We start from the raw sequence: 14,229 nt of genomic DNA, 5'->3' as shown, positions 1-14,229 counted from the left end.
CTATGTCAACTGAGGAAAAATCACTCAATTTTATAGAACAAATCATCGAGGAAGATCTAAAAAACGGTCTGCCAAACAACAAGCTTCGATTTCGATTTCCACCTGAACCTAACGGATATTTGCACGTAGGACATGCCAGTGCAATTTGCTTGAATTTTGGTTTGGGTCTTGATTATAGCGCTCCGGTTAATTTGCGTTTTGACGATACCAATCCATCCAAAGAAGAGCAAGAATATGTTGATGCCATCAAGCGCGATGTACAATGGTTGGGTTTTCAATGGGATCGTGAATGTTATGCTTCTGATTATTTTCAGCAGCTTTACGATTGGGCCGTTTTACTCATTGAGAAGGGCAAAGCATATGTTGATAGCCAATCGTCTGAAGATATGGCACAACAAAAAGGAACGCCTACACAACCGGGAACCAATTCACCGTTCAGAGATCGTTCTGTTGCAGAAAATTTAGATCTTTTTACCCGCATGAAAAGCGGAGAATTCCCGAAAGGAACGCATGTTTTACGCGCTAAAATTGATATGACTTCATCGAATATGCTCATGCGCGACCCGATTATTTATCGCATCATGCACGAGCACCACCACCGAACAGGCAATGATTGGTGTATCTATCCGATGTATGATTGGGCACATGGTGAAAGTGATTATTTAGAACAGATTTCACATTCGTTGTGTACCCTTGAATTCTTGCCGCATCGCGAATTATACGATTGGTTTTTAGATCAGATTTATGATGACACATTGGTCCGCCCAAAGCAACGTGAATTTGCCCGAAGAAACCTTTCGCATACCATAGTTTCTAAACGAAAATTACTCCAATTGGTTGATGAAAATCACGTGACCGGTTGGGATGATCCGCGTATGAGTACGATTTCAGGAATGCGCAGACGCGGTTATCCACCGATGGCCATTCGCAATTTTGCCAACACAATTGGCATCGCTAAAAGAACCAATTTGATTGATGTTTCGCTGCTTGAATTTTGCGTGCGCGAAGAACTCAACAAAACCACTGATCGCGTGATGGCTGTGCTTAATCCGGTGAAATTGGTGATTACCAATTACCCTGAAGGTCAAGATGAATGGCTCGATGCCGAGAACAATCCTGAAGCTGAAGTGTTGAGTTACAGAAAAGTTCCATTTACCAGAGAACTCTATATTGAGCGCGAAGATTTTAAAGAAGAAGCCGACAAGAAATTTTTTAGATTGACCCTCGGAACCGAAGTTCGTCTTAAAAATGCCTATATCATTAAAGGCGAAAGTGTAGTGAAAGATGTTCACGGAAATATCACCGAAATTTACTGTACTTATGATGCTGATAGTAAGTCTGGTAGCGGAACCGAAGCCAGTATGCGCAAAGTAAAAGGAACGATTCATTGGGTTTCAACGCAGCATGCTCTTGAAGCTGAGGTTCGTGTTTATGATCGATTATTCACACATGAAAATCCTGATGGCGATAAAGACATTGACTTTAAAACCTATATCAACCCAAATTCATTACAAGTGATTACCGGTTATATGGAACCAAGTTTAAAAAATGCATCAGCCGGAACCGCTTATCAGTTTCAACGATTGGGTTATTTTTGTGTCGATCCAGATTCAACTTCAGAAAAATTAGTTTTTAACAAAACAGTTGGTCTTCGAGATACATGGGCTAAGATTGAAAACAAAGAATAATCATGTATTGAAAAATTCTATAATCAACCCGCTTACAAGGCGGGTTTTTTAATGATTATCATTAACTATATAAATTATAAAAATCATCAACAAACACTATTAAAACTGACATCCATAAATTTATTCTAAGCGAATTTTAAAAAAAACCAAGGTGGTTTTATATTTTTAGTTGTGAATGTTGCTCAAATCGCTTTAAATTAAATTTTGCCTTTTGTGAGTTCTCTTAACAAAGCTCAGAAAAGAAATTTCGTAACTTTAGACTTCTAAATTAAAAATCATGTCAGGAAAAAATAGTGAAGGTTTGGTAGCCTTACTTTTGGGTGCCGCCATTGGAGTTGGTCTCGGAATTTTGTTCGCTCCCGACAAAGGAGCTGAAACCCGAAAAAAAATCAAAGACAATTTAGATGATCTCAAAGATGATTTGAAAGAAAAGTTCCAAACCGTAGAAAACGAGGCTAAAGAAAAATTAGATCAAACCAAAGTTGACCTCAAAGAATCTATGGATGATTTATTGTCGCGTTCGAGTTATAAAGCTGAAGAAGCCATTACTTATCTTGAACAAAAACTAGCCGAGTTAAAACAACAGAACGCCAAATTTCAGAAGTAATGGCTTTTGAAGAAATCAAAGAACAAACCGAAGAATTTCAAGAGCACGCCAAAGCGTATGTTGAAACCACTGTAGCTTATTACAAACTCTGGGGTTTTAAAGTTGCTATGAAATCTACCACGTTGATGGTCAAGTTTTTACTAATTGCTTTGTGTTTGCTGGTTGTTTTGCTCTTTGCTTCTATTGCCGGAGCATTGGCTTTAGGCGCTTGGATGCAATCGTATCCGCTAGGATTTTTATTGGTGGCCGGTGTTTATCTCATTTTAGCTTTATTGCTTTTTAGCGTTAAAGACAAAATTGTCGAAGGCCCGATTTTGGAACGTTTTTCAGAAATTTTCTTTAACGATTAATCATGAATACCCAAAAATATAGCTCTTACGACGAGATTGAACGCGAACTTGAAATGCTTAAAATTGAGCGCGAACTTCACTATCAAAAAGCTTCGCTAAGTGTACAAAAATTAAAAGAAAATGTTTTTCCAAGCGAGCAAATTTCCTATTTAGCTTGGTTTAACAAACACATATTAAGCGGACTGGCTGGAAGTGTTCTAAAAACCGCATTTCCGTTTATTTTGCAATGGATATTAAACAGAAAAAGAGGCGATTAAGCCTCTTTTTTATTGTGTTTTGTGTCAAATTAAGTAGAAGTTTCTTCAGGATTTGAAGTGTCTGACGGATTGTAATCAGACGATGTTTTGCTTTTATCTTTCACTTTTTTTGGCTGATTTTTAAGCTGTTCCCCAATTTGGTTGGAAGCGGCAAAACTCGCGACCATATTGTTGAGCATGTCGGTGGCTGCGTGAGGCGAGTTCGGCAACAAAATCAAGTTAGAATTGGTATCGGCACCGATGGCTTGCAAAGTATCATAGTGTTGCGTCACCACAATCAAAGCTGATGCTTCTTGTGAGTTAATCCCAACACTGTTGAGCACTTCAACGCTTTCAACCAATCCGCGGGCAATTTCTCTTCTTTGATCGGCAATACCTTGACCTTGGAGTTTTTTACTTTCGGCTTCAGCCTTGGCTTTGGCAACAATTCTGATGCGTTGTGCCTCGCTTTCAAATTGAGCTGCGGTTTTTTCACGTTCAGCAGCATTGATGCGGTTCATAGCATTTTTTACTTGAATATCCGGATCAATATCAGTCACCAAAGTATTGATAATGTCGTAACCATAGGCCATCATCGCTTCATTTAATTCGCGTTTTACGGCAATGGCAATATCATCTTTTCGAACAAAAACATCATCTAAAATAAGCTTCGGAACCTCGGCGCGCACCACGTCAAAAACATAAGCTGTAATTTGATCGTGCGGATATTCAAGTTTGTAAAACGCTTCATATACATGTTCTTGAATCACTTTAAACTGAACCGAAACCTTCATTTTAACAAACACATTGTCTTTGGTTTGGGTTTCAATAATCACATCGAGTTGTTGGATTCTCAAATTCACGCGACCTGAAATTCTGTCAATAATGGGTAATTTGAGTTGCAAACCTGAGTTTCGAATGCTGTGAAATTTGCCAAATCGTTCGATAACTGCGGCAGTTTGTTGCTTTACAGTAAAGAAAGATGAGAGTAAAAGGACTAAGCCTATAAACAAAATAATTACGAGAAATGGCATATGGATAAATTTTAAGTTAAAAAGCCATTCTACGAAATTTAATGTATGTTTGTTACATCTAAATCAAGAACATTTTCACACATGAAAAAAATTTTTGCATTACTGATGCTTTCAGGGTTTTCAGTTTTTGGTCAGTTTCAGAATAAAGACGGAAATCGCATTGGAATTTCAGGCGGGATTTCACAAACTTCATTGTTTACCAGTAACTTTAGCGCCAAACCAGAGAGCGGTTTTGCCGGCGGACTTTCGGTGCGCGGAAATTACTACAATGATTGGAGCATGATATACGGCATGCAGTTTTTCTCAAATAATTTCTCACTCGAGGCTGATTACAATCAGCGCGTGAAATATAATTTTCAAGGTGTAAAAGTTAGATTGTTATTTAGTTATAATGTGGTAGAAGACCATGTTTCGGTTGATTTTGGACCGCAAGTTCAGATCAACGGGAAGTTGCATATATCCGGAACAGATGAAGAAAAACAATTGTCCGGAACCGTTTTAAAAGCAAAAGATATTATTGATGTTTCTCCGGCCAGTGGCCAAATTTACCTAGGCGCTTCAGGCGGCGGAAAAGTAATACGCGCCTTGGTCTTTTATGAATACGGCTTTACCAATTTCTTCAACAAACTCAATAAAGATGATGATTTGTTGGCCAAAAACGGGAACCGAAATTTCAAGGGAACCCTGGGAACCATTAACGCACAAATCATATTTAATTTATAAAAAAAGCTCCCAAATCGGGAGCTTTTTTTATAAAGTTTCTATTGCTTTTTGAATTCGTTGGGTGGTTTCTTCTTTTCCAATCCATTCAATGATATCAAATAAATGCGGGCCTTTGAGCGCACCCACCAAACTCAAGCGCAAAGGTTGCATGATTTTACCCATCCCGATTTCACGCGCAGAAATCCATTCTTTAACTATGGTTTCGATGTTTTGAGAACTAAAATCAGCAATGTTGTTTATGACCGTAATGATTTCGCTCATGAGCTCGGCGGTATCGGCATTCCAGTTTTTGGTTGCTTTTTCGTCATAAATATTTGGTGCCACAAAAAAGAAATCACTCATTTCCCAAAACTCTGAAACAAAATTCGCCCGTTCTTTAATGAGTGAAACCAATTGTGTGAGTTTTCCCTCAGAAGCATTATATCCTTTTTCTTGAAGAATCACCGCAAATGATTTGGCCAATGAAGCGTTGTCTTGCAACATCAAATAATGATGGTTGAACCATTTGTTTTTTTCCGGATCAAACTTCGCTCCTGCTTTGTGTACGCGGTTTAAATCAAATTTTTGAACGAGTTCTTCCAGGCTAAAAATTTCTTGATCGGTTCCGTCGTTCCAACCTAGTAAAGCCAAAAAGTTGATGACCGCTTCAGGCACATAACCTTTTTCGCGATAGCCCGACGAGGTGCCTTCTTCTGTTTTCCATTCCAGCGGAAATACCGGAAAGCCCATTTTGTCTCCATCGCGTTTTGAGAGTTTTCCGTTGCCGATGGGTTTTAAAATCAGTGGTAAATGTGCAAATTCAGGTGCTTGCCAACCAAAAGCTTTATACAACAAATGATGCAACGGCAATGAAGGCAACCATTCTTCACCGCGAATAACATGCGAAGTTTCCATCAGATGATCATCAACAATATTCGCCAAATGATAGGTTGGCATACCATCGCTTTTAAACAAAACTTTATCGTCGAGCAAGTTGGTATCAAACTGAATATCACCTCGAATAATATCATGCAAATGCAAAGTTTCATTGACCGGCGTTTTAAAACGAATCACGTAATCTTGTCCGGCGTCAATTCTGTTTTGGATTTGATCGGCTGATAAAACCAGTGAAGTATCTAATTTTTCACGATTGTGCCAATTGTAAATAAAGGTTTTACCCTCGGCTTCGTGTTGTTTTCTATGAGCATCCAGCGCTTGGGCCGTGTCAAAAGCATAATACGCCCAACCGGTTTGAATGAGCTGTTCTGCATATTGACGATACATGGCTTTTCGTTCTGACTGACGATACGGACCAAACTTTTCGTTCTTGCCCACGGTTTCGTCAGGTGAAATGCCCAACCATTCAAGTGCTTCAAAAATATACGCTTCGGCGCCGGGCACAAAACGATTCTGATCGGTATCTTCAATACGCAAGTAAAAAGTACCGTTGTGTTTTTTGGCAAACAAATAATTAAACAAAGCCGTGCGGACTCCGCCAATATGAAGCGGACCGGTCGGACTTGGCGCAAAACGAACGCGAACAGGTTGTGACATAGACTTAAAAATTTGCGCAAAGATACACTTCAAAAAGCATTGAAAGCAGCCTGCGTATTGATAAATTTTTAAGTTTTTCGATTCGTTTAAAATTGTATTTTTAGCGATTGTAACCAAAACTGCGCTTGAACCTTGGATTCTACCCGCGTTATTTATCAGAAATTAGAAGCTTTTATCCGAAAGTATTACCTCAATGAACTCATCAGAGGCGCCCTCTTTTTTGTTGGATTGGGATTAATTTATTTTCTGTTTACATTATTTGTAGAGTATTTTCTGTGGCTCAAACCGCTGGGCCGAACGCTATTGTTCTGGACGTTTGTGGCGGTTGAAGTGTTTTTGCTTTTGCGGTATATATTGTTTCCGATTTTTAAGCTATTCAAATTTCAAAAAGGAATTGATTATACTCAGGCATCAACCATCATCGGAAATCACTTTTCAGAAGTTAGTGATAAGTTGACGAACTTTTTGCAACTCTCAACGCAAGAAAGCAATACCGAACTCTTGTTGGCTTCGATAGATCAGAAGGCGCAAAGCTTACAACCGATTCCATTTACCAACGCGATCAACATCCAAGCCAACCGAAAATATTTACCATTGGCTTTGATTCCGGTTTTGTTGTTTGCTTTTTTCTATTTGTCAGGCAACAGCAATGTGATTTCACAGAGTTTTAATCGAGTGGTGCATTTTCAGAAAACTTTTACGCCGCCGGCTCCTTTTGCGTTTGAAATTGTCAACCCGCTTTTGCAGACCGAGCAAAACAAAGATTTTACACTCGTGCTCAAAACCAAAGGCCGCGTGATTCCTGAAAATGTGATGATTTATTTGGGTGACGAAAGTTATTTTATGGAGACGGTTCAGCCCGGAACTTTTCAGTATAAGTTCAGCAAACCGGTAGCGGATATTGATTTTCACTTGCAAGCCAACGCGGTGGTTTCTGACGATTATAAACTGCGCGTAGTGACGGTTCCATCGATTGCCAATTTTGAGATGCAATTGCAGTTTCCGTCTTATTTGCATCGCAAGTCTGAAATCATCAAAGGTTCAGGAAATGCTGTGGTACCCGAAGGAACGCGTGTTAACTGGATAATAAACGCCCAAGCCACGAGTCGTGTGGAATGGCAAGATAAAAACACGCAAGGTTTATTCATCCGAAATGAAAATCAGTTTGGTTATTCAAAATCTATTTTAGAACCGACGGATTACCAAATTTTGACTTCAAACGAAAAAGTGCGTCACTACGAAAAACTCATTTATCAGATTTCGGTGGTGAAAGATCAATATCCGAGCATTGATGTTGGACATGCGCCGGATAGTATTAAAACCGAGAAGAAGTATTTGATCGGGCAAGTATCAGATGATTACGGCTTATCGCGTTTGCAGATTGTTTATTATGAAATTGGCAAACCGCAAACCGCCCGCCGCGGAACGATTCCGGTGAAAAATGATTTGTACGATCGATTTGTATTCTCGTTTCCGAGCCAACTTCAGGTAGAACCGGGCGTTACTTATGAATACTATTTTGAGATTTTTGACAATGATGCGGTTCATCATTTTAAAAGCAGTAAATCATCGGTTTTTTCGAATCGTGTAGCCACTGAATCTGAAAAGCAAGATCAGATGTTGCAACAACAAAACAGCAACATCAATGGTTTAGAGCAATCGCTCAAGAACCAAGACAAGCAGATTTCTGAACTCGAGAAAATTCAAAAATCCGGAAAAGAAAAAGACAATTTAGAGTTTAAAGATCAGCAGAAGATCAACGATTTTATCAACCGTCAAAAGCAACAAGACGCAATGATGAAAGAGTTCTCTGAAAAGATGAAAGAGAATCTCGACAAGTTCAAATCTGATAAAAAAGATGAGTTTAAAGAAGAACTTCAGAAGCGTCTTGAAAAGAACAATAAAGAACTCGAAAAGAACAAAAAGCTTTTGGATGAACTCAAAGAATTGACTGACAAAATCAAGAATGAAGAACTCATGCAAAAGATAGATGAGTTCAAGCAAACCAGTAAGAATCAAACCAAAAATTTAGAGCAATTGCTCGAGCTTACCAAGCGCTATTACGTGAGTAAAAAGGCTGAACAATTGGCAGATAAGCTTAAAGATTTGGGTGAAAAGCAAGATAAATTAGCTGAGAACGAAAAGGAGAATTCAGCTGAAAAGCAAAATGAAATCAACAAAGAATTTGATAAGATTCAGGAAGAGCTCAAAGATTTACAAAAAGACAACAAAGAATTAAAGTCTCCGATGGAGATTCCGACCGATGCCGAAAAACAAAAGAGCATTGATGAAGACATGAAAAAGGCTTCGGAGGAACTTCAGAAAGACAAAAAAGATAAAGCCAAACCGAAGCAGAAAAGCGCTGCCCAAAAAATGAAGCAAATGTCAGCTAAGATGCAAGAAGGCATGCAGCAAGACGAAATGGAGCAGATGGATGAAGACGTGAAAATGCTTCGCCAGATTTTAGATAACCTGCTCGCCTACTCGTTTTCGCAAGAAGATGTGATGAAGCAGTTCAAAGGTTTAAAGCGAGGTTCTCCGTCGTTTAATAAGAATTTGAAAATCCAGCAAAATCTCAAACAACAGTTCAAGCATGTTGATGATAGTTTGTTTGCCATGTCGCTCAGAAATCCAAAATTTTCAGACAACATCACGCAAGAAGTTGGCAACGTTCATTACAATATGGATAAGGCCATTGAAAGTTTAGCTGATGCTCAAATACCCAAAGGAACTTCACATCAACAGTATGCGGTAACTTCTGCTAATAGATTAGCTGATTTCTTAAGTGATTTGCTCAACAGCATGCAAATGCAAATGTCTGGTTCTGGTATGGGTAAACCTAAACCTGGTCAAGGTCAAGGAATGCAATTGCCTGATATTATTAAAAAGCAAGAAGGTTTGGGCGAAAAGATGAAAAAAGGCATGAAGAAAGGAAATAAGCCAGGTGAAGGTGTAAAACCTGGCGAAAGTTCTTCTGAAGGTCAAGGCGAAGGTGATAAGCCCGGCGAAAGCAAGTCTGGAAAATCCGGAAAGTCTGGCAAGGACGGAAAGTCCGGTCAAAGTGGCGGAGATAAAGGAGATCAATCTTCACCAGGTAAGGATGGTCAACAAAAAGGTGAAGATGGTGATGGCAACGCCGATGCCATTATGGAAATTTATAAGGAGCAACAGCAATTGCGAGATGCGCTCCAGAAAGAATTAGAAAGGCAAGGCATTGGCGGCTCTGGTCAGAACGCATTGAATCAGATGAAAGAGCTTGAAAAACAATTACTTAACAAAGGCTTTAACAATGAAACTTTGCAAAAAGTTCTTAATTTAAAGTATGAGTTGCTCAAACTCCAGAAAGCTGTTCAACAACAAGGTGAGGATAAAAAGCGTCAATCAGAGACCAATAAGAAAGAGTTTAATAATACAACGAATGCTTTGCCAACACAACTGCAACAATATCTCAATAGTGTTGAAATATTAAACAGACAAGCCTTACCTTTGCGCCCTAATTTTAACCAAAAGGTTCAGGAATACTTTAAAACTCATGATTAGTTTTAACTACGAAACACCATTTAGATTAAAACAGGTTAAGCTACATAGAGCTTGGCTTTCAAAAGTTATCGTCTCTGAAAACAAGAAAGAAGGTGATATAAATTATATTTTTTGTGCAGATGATTATTTGCTTGAAATCAACAAAAGCTATCTTAGTCACGATACTTTGACTGATATCATCAGCTTTGACTACTCTGTAGGAAATGAATTACATGGCGATATTTACATTTCCATCGACCGTGTTCGAGAAAACGCTCAAGATTTTAAAGTTTCTTTTGATGAAGAATTGAAAAGAGTCTTGGTGCATGGCGTACTTCATTACTGTGGTTATAAAGACAAAAGCAAAAAGGATGAATCTTTAATGCGATTAAAAGAAGACGAAAAAATTAAAATGTTTCACGTGGAACAACCACTTAAATAGCAATCATGTTTCAGGAAGTATATGATGTAATTGTTGTTGGTGCTGGGCATGCCGGATCAGAAGCTGCTGCTGCCGCCGCTAATATGGGTTGTAAAACTTTATTGGTGACTATGAGCTTGCAGAACATTGCTCAGATGTCTTGTAATCCTGCGATGGGTGGTATTGCTAAAGGGCAAATTGTTCGTGAAATTGATGCTCTTGGTGGCTATTCTGGGATTGTTTCTGATAAAACAGCTATTCAGTTCAAAATGCTCAATAAATCTAAAGGGCCTGCAATGTGGTCGCCACGCGTTCAGAGTGATCGTATGCGTTTTGCAGAAACTTGGAGATTAATGCTGGAGCAAACTCCTAATCTCGATTTTTATCAAGAAATGGTTCGCGGCCTTTTAATTCACAATCACAAGATTCAAGGAATTGTAACTTCTTTGGGTGTTGAAATTAAAGCTAAAACAGTTGTTCTGACTAATGGAACTTTTTTAAATGGATTAATCCATATAGGTGAAAAGCAATTTGGCGGCGGAAGAGCAGGCGAAAGTGCCGCTTTTGGTATTACAGAAGACTTGGTTAAATTTGGTTTTGAATCGGGCCGTATGAAAACAGGAACGCCTCCGAGAGTTGACGGTCGTTCGTTAGACTATTCAAAGATGTACGAAGAGCCCGGTGATGTTAACCCAGATAAGTTTTCTTATCTAGATATTACCCAACCGTTAAAACATCAGAAGTTGTGTCATATGACCTATACTTCAAACTTAGTTCATGATATTCTCAGAGAAGGTTTTGATCGCTCACCTATGTTTAATGGCAGAATTCAAAGCCTTGGGCCAAGATATTGCCCATCTATTGAAGATAAAATCAACCGTTTTGCAGATAAAGAACGCCATCAGCTTTTTATTGAACCTGAAGGATGGGATACTGTTGAGGTTTATGTCAATGGATTCTCTACATCTTTACCTGAAGATGTTCAATATAAAGCATTGCGCTCTGTTGCTGGTTTTGAAAAAGTCAAATTTTTCCGTCCAGGTTATGCTATTGAATATGATTACTTCCCTCCTACTCAGCTCAAGCATACACTAGAAACCAAATTGGTTGAAGGTTTGTATTTTGCAGGACAAATAAATGGTACAACGGGCTACGAAGAAGCAGCCTCTCAAGGTTTGATGGCGGGAATCAATGCTGCTTTAAAAGTGAAAGAACAAGAACCGTTTATTCTAAAAAGAGATCAAGCTTACATTGGTGTTCTCATAGATGATTTAATCACAAAAGGAACCGAAGAGCCTTATCGAATGTTTACTTCTAGAGCTGAGTTTAGAACATTGTTGCGTCAAGACAATGCTGATTCTCGACTAACTCCGTTATCTTATAATATTGGTTTGGCCAGTGAAAAGAGACTTAAAAGAATGGAGTATAAATTCAATGAGTCTGAGAAAATGGTTCAGTTTTTTAAAGAAACAAGTGTTACACCTGAAGAAGCTAATCCTATTTTATTGGCTAATGAAAGTACGCCAATGAATCAGTCTGATAAAATGTTTAAAGTTTTCTCCAGACCGCAAATCAACCTTGACGATATGCTCAAGTTTGAAAAGGTTACTGCTTTTATTGAAGAAAATCAACTAGACCGTGAGATCATTGAACAAGCAGAAATACAAGTTAAATATTCAGGATACATTGAAAAAGAACGCAACAATGCCAACAAATTGGTTCGCTTAGAAGATGTGAAAATCCCCGAGCATTTTGATTATTCGCTCATCAAATCTATGTCAATTGAAGCCAAACAAAAGCTTACAAAGATTCGTCCAGTAACCATTTCTCAAGCGTCTAGAATTAGCGGTGTCTCTCCAAGCGACATTTCTGTTTTGCTGATTTACATGGGAAGATAAATAATGTTCCACGTGAAACGACATTTCGTACACACCATAAATAAAGGGAAAATGCTGGTTTTTGTCATCAGTGTTTTTTTTATTTCATGTGTAGCTAGAAAAGCTACGATTCAAATTGAAGACTATTTATTAGTTCCTAACGGCAAAGAAGTTTTTGGAAACCCTAAACCATTAACCGCTTTTATTTTTGAAAACAACACCAAAAACATGACTATAGAAAAATTTCTTTCAATGAAATTTAAAAAAGAAAACTATTATAGTCTCGAATATTCAGTTACTATTGACCGAAATAGATACAAAATTATTCTGTACGATAATTCTGAATTCGAAAAATACTTCGATTCTTCTAATTTTTCAGTAATAAATTTGCAACCTGATGATGCAACGGTTGAAATTCAGAGAAAGTTTATTGCTTTTTCAATGGTGAACAGCGATCATCAAGATTGCTTAGCAGATGATTCTTTACTTCAAAATATTGCGGTTAATTATCTAAAAAATCTAAAAGACGAATACTACAATCAATAATCAATATGACTTCATCAGAGCTTTATTTAAAAGTTAAAGATTACTCAGTTTCTCAGAAGGAATTTAGTTTGTACCTAGATACTTCAATTGATTTGTTGGCTACTACTCCACAGCCAACCTCAGATGAATTGGGTAGTTATTACGAAAGTGAAGATTATATTTCACATACAGATTCTTCACGTTCTTGGTTTGAAAAAATCTATCAATTCATCAAGAAGACAGCCATTCAGCAAAAGCTCAAATTGGTTTTAGCAGAGCAAAAAAACAAAGGAATTTTATTGGATATTGGCTGCGGAACCGGAGATTTTTTAGCTGCTGCCAAAAGCTCAGGATGGCAGGTTAAAGGATATGAACCCAATGAAAAAGCCCGAAACATAGCCTTGCAAAAAGGCGTTGAACTCACCTACTCTACTGAAGATTTAAAAGATAATTCGGTTGATGTTATTACCATGTGGCATGTTTTAGAACATGTTCCGGATGTAAAAGCTCAAATCACCGAATTAAAAAGACTGGTTAAACCTGGCGGAACCATCATCATTGCTGTTCCGAATTACAAATCATTTGATGCACATCATTATCAAAATCATTGGGCGGCTTATGATGTTCCAAGGCATTTATGGCATTTTTCAAAAAAGTCTATTCAATCGTTGTTTGCAGCCCAAGGTTTAGAATTGGTTCAAGTAAAACCGATGTGGTTTGATTCATTTTATGTTTCGTTGTTGTCTGAAAAATACAAAACCGGTAAAATGAATATGATTCAAGGTTTTTGGATTGGATTATGCTCTAATCTATCAGGAATGCGCACCAAAGAATTTTCATCACACATTTACATCATTAAAAAACCCAAAAGCAGCCATACAGCCGTTTAGACTGACTTTTGTCACTACAAATAGAGTTGTTCTTAAATCAAGACAGAAAACCCGTCAAAAAGCCTAATAAGAGGCCGGTTTTGATAATAAAACATTATTTTAAAATTAAATTCTATAGTCTATACTTATTCACCTTTAAAAGCAACTTGCAACAATATTTTTTTACATTTGAACTTTACAGAAAACAAATTCTACTCATGAAAAAACTCACCCTAATTTTAGCGCTTTCACTCTTGTTTATTTCTTGTAACAAAAGCAATGAAAGTGTTGCTCCTTCAAAAGATTTCAAAACGGCTTATGTTGATACTTCAAAACTGATGGAAGAATATCAAAAAGCCAAAGACATCGAAAAGAAATATAAAGACAAATCTGATCAAATGGGCAAAGAACTACAAGCTGAAGTGGCCAAATTCAAGTCTGAAGCGGCTAATTTTCAGAAAAATGCCCAAGCCAATGGTCAAGCATGGGCTCAAGCCAACGGAGCTCGTTTGCAAAAAAAGGAACAAGAACTCAGTTATGCGCAAGATGCGATGCTCAGACAATTGCAAGAAGAAAGCGGTGTTGAAATGGATTCATTGGTCAGCAATGTTAAAAAATACATCAAGAAATACGGCAAAGAAAAAGGCTACGATTATGTTTTTGCCAGTGGCGACACGAATGTATCTATTTTATATGCTAAAGATCAGTATGACATTACCAAAGAAGTGATCAAATTGCTCAATGAAGAATATGCTTCTGACGAGAAAAAAGAAATCAAAAAATAAAATTTAAATAATTAAAAATCAAGCCTTCATGATTCATTGTGAAGGCTTTTTTTGCAAACCTT

General features: G+C 37.8%; 13 protein-coding genes. 11 read left to right on the top strand and 2 right to left on the bottom strand.

Translation table 11 applies throughout. The annotated features are described in order from the left end of the window. Nucleotides 1–2: 2 nt before the first annotated feature. The 4 genes from KIH23_RS02495 to KIH23_RS02480 all read left to right on the top strand — a co-directional run bounded on the left by KIH23_RS02495 (nt 3) and on the right by KIH23_RS02480 (nt 2,902). Nucleotides 3–1,688: a glutamine--tRNA ligase/YqeY domain fusion protein gene (locus tag KIH23_RS02495; protein WP_213211069.1), complete on the top strand. Its 1,686-nt coding sequence runs from the start codon at nt 3–5 to the stop codon at nt 1,686–1,688. Between the two features lie 277 nt (nt 1,689–1,965). After that, nucleotides 1,966–2,295 (top strand): YtxH domain-containing protein, encoded by a 330-nt coding sequence (locus tag KIH23_RS02490; RefSeq protein ID WP_213211068.1) that lies wholly within the window; start codon nt 1,966–1,968, stop codon nt 2,293–2,295. After that, the gene (locus KIH23_RS02485; protein ID WP_213211067.1) at nt 2,295–2,645 is read left to right on the top strand and encodes a competence protein; all 351 of its coding nucleotides are present in this window, start codon (nt 2,295–2,297) and stop codon (nt 2,643–2,645) included. The genes KIH23_RS02490 and KIH23_RS02485 overlap by 1 nt, the downstream gene beginning before the upstream one ends. Nucleotides 2,646–2,647: 2 nt before the next feature. Further along, entirely contained in the window at nt 2,648–2,902 is a 255-nt protein-coding gene (locus tag KIH23_RS02480) for a DUF6327 family protein (protein WP_213211066.1), read from the top strand. A 29-nt stretch (nt 2,903–2,931) separates the two neighbouring features. On the opposite strand, the gene KIH23_RS02475 is transcribed toward KIH23_RS02480, so the two are convergent. After that, a complete protein-coding gene (locus tag KIH23_RS02475) occupies nt 2,932–3,915 on the bottom strand; it encodes an SPFH domain-containing protein (RefSeq protein WP_213211065.1) in 984 nt (327 codons plus the stop codon). A gap of 81 nt (nt 3,916–3,996) precedes the next feature. On the opposite strand from KIH23_RS02475, the gene KIH23_RS02470 reads away from it, so the two are divergent. Beyond that, nucleotides 3,997–4,638, top strand: coding sequence for a hypothetical protein (locus KIH23_RS02470; RefSeq protein ID WP_213211064.1), 642 nt, complete (start codon nt 3,997–3,999; stop codon nt 4,636–4,638). Nucleotides 4,639–4,665: 27 nt separating this feature from the next. On the opposite strand, the gene gltX is transcribed toward KIH23_RS02470, so the two are convergent. Further along, nucleotides 4,666–6,171 carry a glutamate--tRNA ligase gene (gene gltX / locus KIH23_RS02465; RefSeq protein ID WP_213211063.1) on the bottom strand — a complete coding sequence of 502 codons (1,506 nt, stop codon included), beginning with the start codon at nt 6,169–6,171 and terminating at the stop codon, nt 4,666–4,668. A gap of 132 nt (nt 6,172–6,303) precedes the next feature. Here gltX and KIH23_RS02460 point away from each other — a divergent pair, with 132 nt between their 5' ends. From KIH23_RS02460 to KIH23_RS02435, 6 genes are all read left to right on the top strand, one after another. Continuing rightward, nucleotides 6,304–9,711, top strand: a complete 3,408-nt coding sequence (locus KIH23_RS02460; protein ID WP_213211062.1) for a hypothetical protein — start codon at nt 6,304–6,306, stop codon at nt 9,709–9,711. Continuing rightward, nucleotides 9,704–10,132: an rRNA maturation RNase YbeY gene (ybeY, locus tag KIH23_RS02455; protein ID WP_213211061.1), complete on the top strand. Its 429-nt coding sequence runs from the start codon at nt 9,704–9,706 to the stop codon at nt 10,130–10,132. Before KIH23_RS02460 ends, ybeY begins: the two co-directional genes overlap by 8 nt. Nucleotides 10,133–10,137: 5 nt before the next feature. Next, a complete protein-coding gene (gene mnmG, locus KIH23_RS02450) occupies nt 10,138–12,009 on the top strand; it encodes a tRNA uridine-5-carboxymethylaminomethyl(34) synthesis enzyme MnmG (RefSeq protein ID WP_213211060.1) in 1,872 nt (623 codons plus the stop codon). A gap of 12 nt (nt 12,010–12,021) precedes the next feature. Further along, nucleotides 12,022–12,534: a hypothetical protein gene (locus tag KIH23_RS02445; RefSeq protein WP_213211059.1), complete on the top strand. Its 513-nt coding sequence runs from the start codon at nt 12,022–12,024 to the stop codon at nt 12,532–12,534. Then, complete coding sequence (locus KIH23_RS02440; RefSeq protein WP_213211111.1) at nt 12,534–13,403, top strand: class I SAM-dependent methyltransferase; 870 nt, start codon at nt 12,534–12,536, stop codon at nt 13,401–13,403. The genes KIH23_RS02445 and KIH23_RS02440 overlap by 1 nt, the downstream gene beginning before the upstream one ends. A 197-nt stretch (nt 13,404–13,600) precedes the next feature. Further along, nucleotides 13,601–14,167, top strand: coding sequence for an OmpH family outer membrane protein (locus tag KIH23_RS02435; protein ID WP_213211058.1), 567 nt, complete (start codon nt 13,601–13,603; stop codon nt 14,165–14,167). The last annotated feature ends 62 nt before the right edge of the window (nt 14,168–14,229 follow it).

The sequence above is a fragment of the Flavobacterium sp. CYK-55 genome (assembly GCF_018413465.1).
In the GTDB taxonomy this organism is placed as follows: domain Bacteria; phylum Bacteroidota; class Bacteroidia; order Flavobacteriales; family Flavobacteriaceae; genus Flavobacterium.
Note: the sequence above shows the minus strand (reverse complement) of the source record. Positions and strands in the feature narration are given on the sequence as shown.

Coding starts and splice junctions, on each gene's coding strand:
- KIH23_RS02490 (WP_213211068.1), top strand. CDS start 1,966: ATGTCAGGAAAAAATAGTGAAGGTTTGGTAGCCTTACTTTTGGGTGCC.
- KIH23_RS02435 (WP_213211058.1), top strand. CDS start 13,601: ATGAAAAAACTCACCCTAATTTTAGCGCTTTCACTCTTGTTTATTTCT.
- KIH23_RS02485 (WP_213211067.1), top strand. CDS start 2,295: ATGGCTTTTGAAGAAATCAAAGAACAAACCGAAGAATTTCAAGAGCAC.
- KIH23_RS02480 (WP_213211066.1), top strand. CDS start 2,648: ATGAATACCCAAAAATATAGCTCTTACGACGAGATTGAACGCGAACTT.
- gltX (WP_213211063.1), bottom strand. CDS start 6,171: ATGTCACAACCTGTTCGCGTTCGTTTTGCGCCAAGTCCGACCGGTCCG.
- KIH23_RS02475 (WP_213211065.1), bottom strand. CDS start 3,915: ATGCCATTTCTCGTAATTATTTTGTTTATAGGCTTAGTCCTTTTACTC.
- KIH23_RS02495 (WP_213211069.1), top strand. CDS start 3: ATGTCAACTGAGGAAAAATCACTCAATTTTATAGAACAAATCATCGAG.
- ybeY (WP_213211061.1), top strand. CDS start 9,704: ATGATTAGTTTTAACTACGAAACACCATTTAGATTAAAACAGGTTAAG.
- mnmG (WP_213211060.1), top strand. CDS start 10,138: ATGTTTCAGGAAGTATATGATGTAATTGTTGTTGGTGCTGGGCATGCC.
- KIH23_RS02470 (WP_213211064.1), top strand. CDS start 3,997: ATGAAAAAAATTTTTGCATTACTGATGCTTTCAGGGTTTTCAGTTTTT.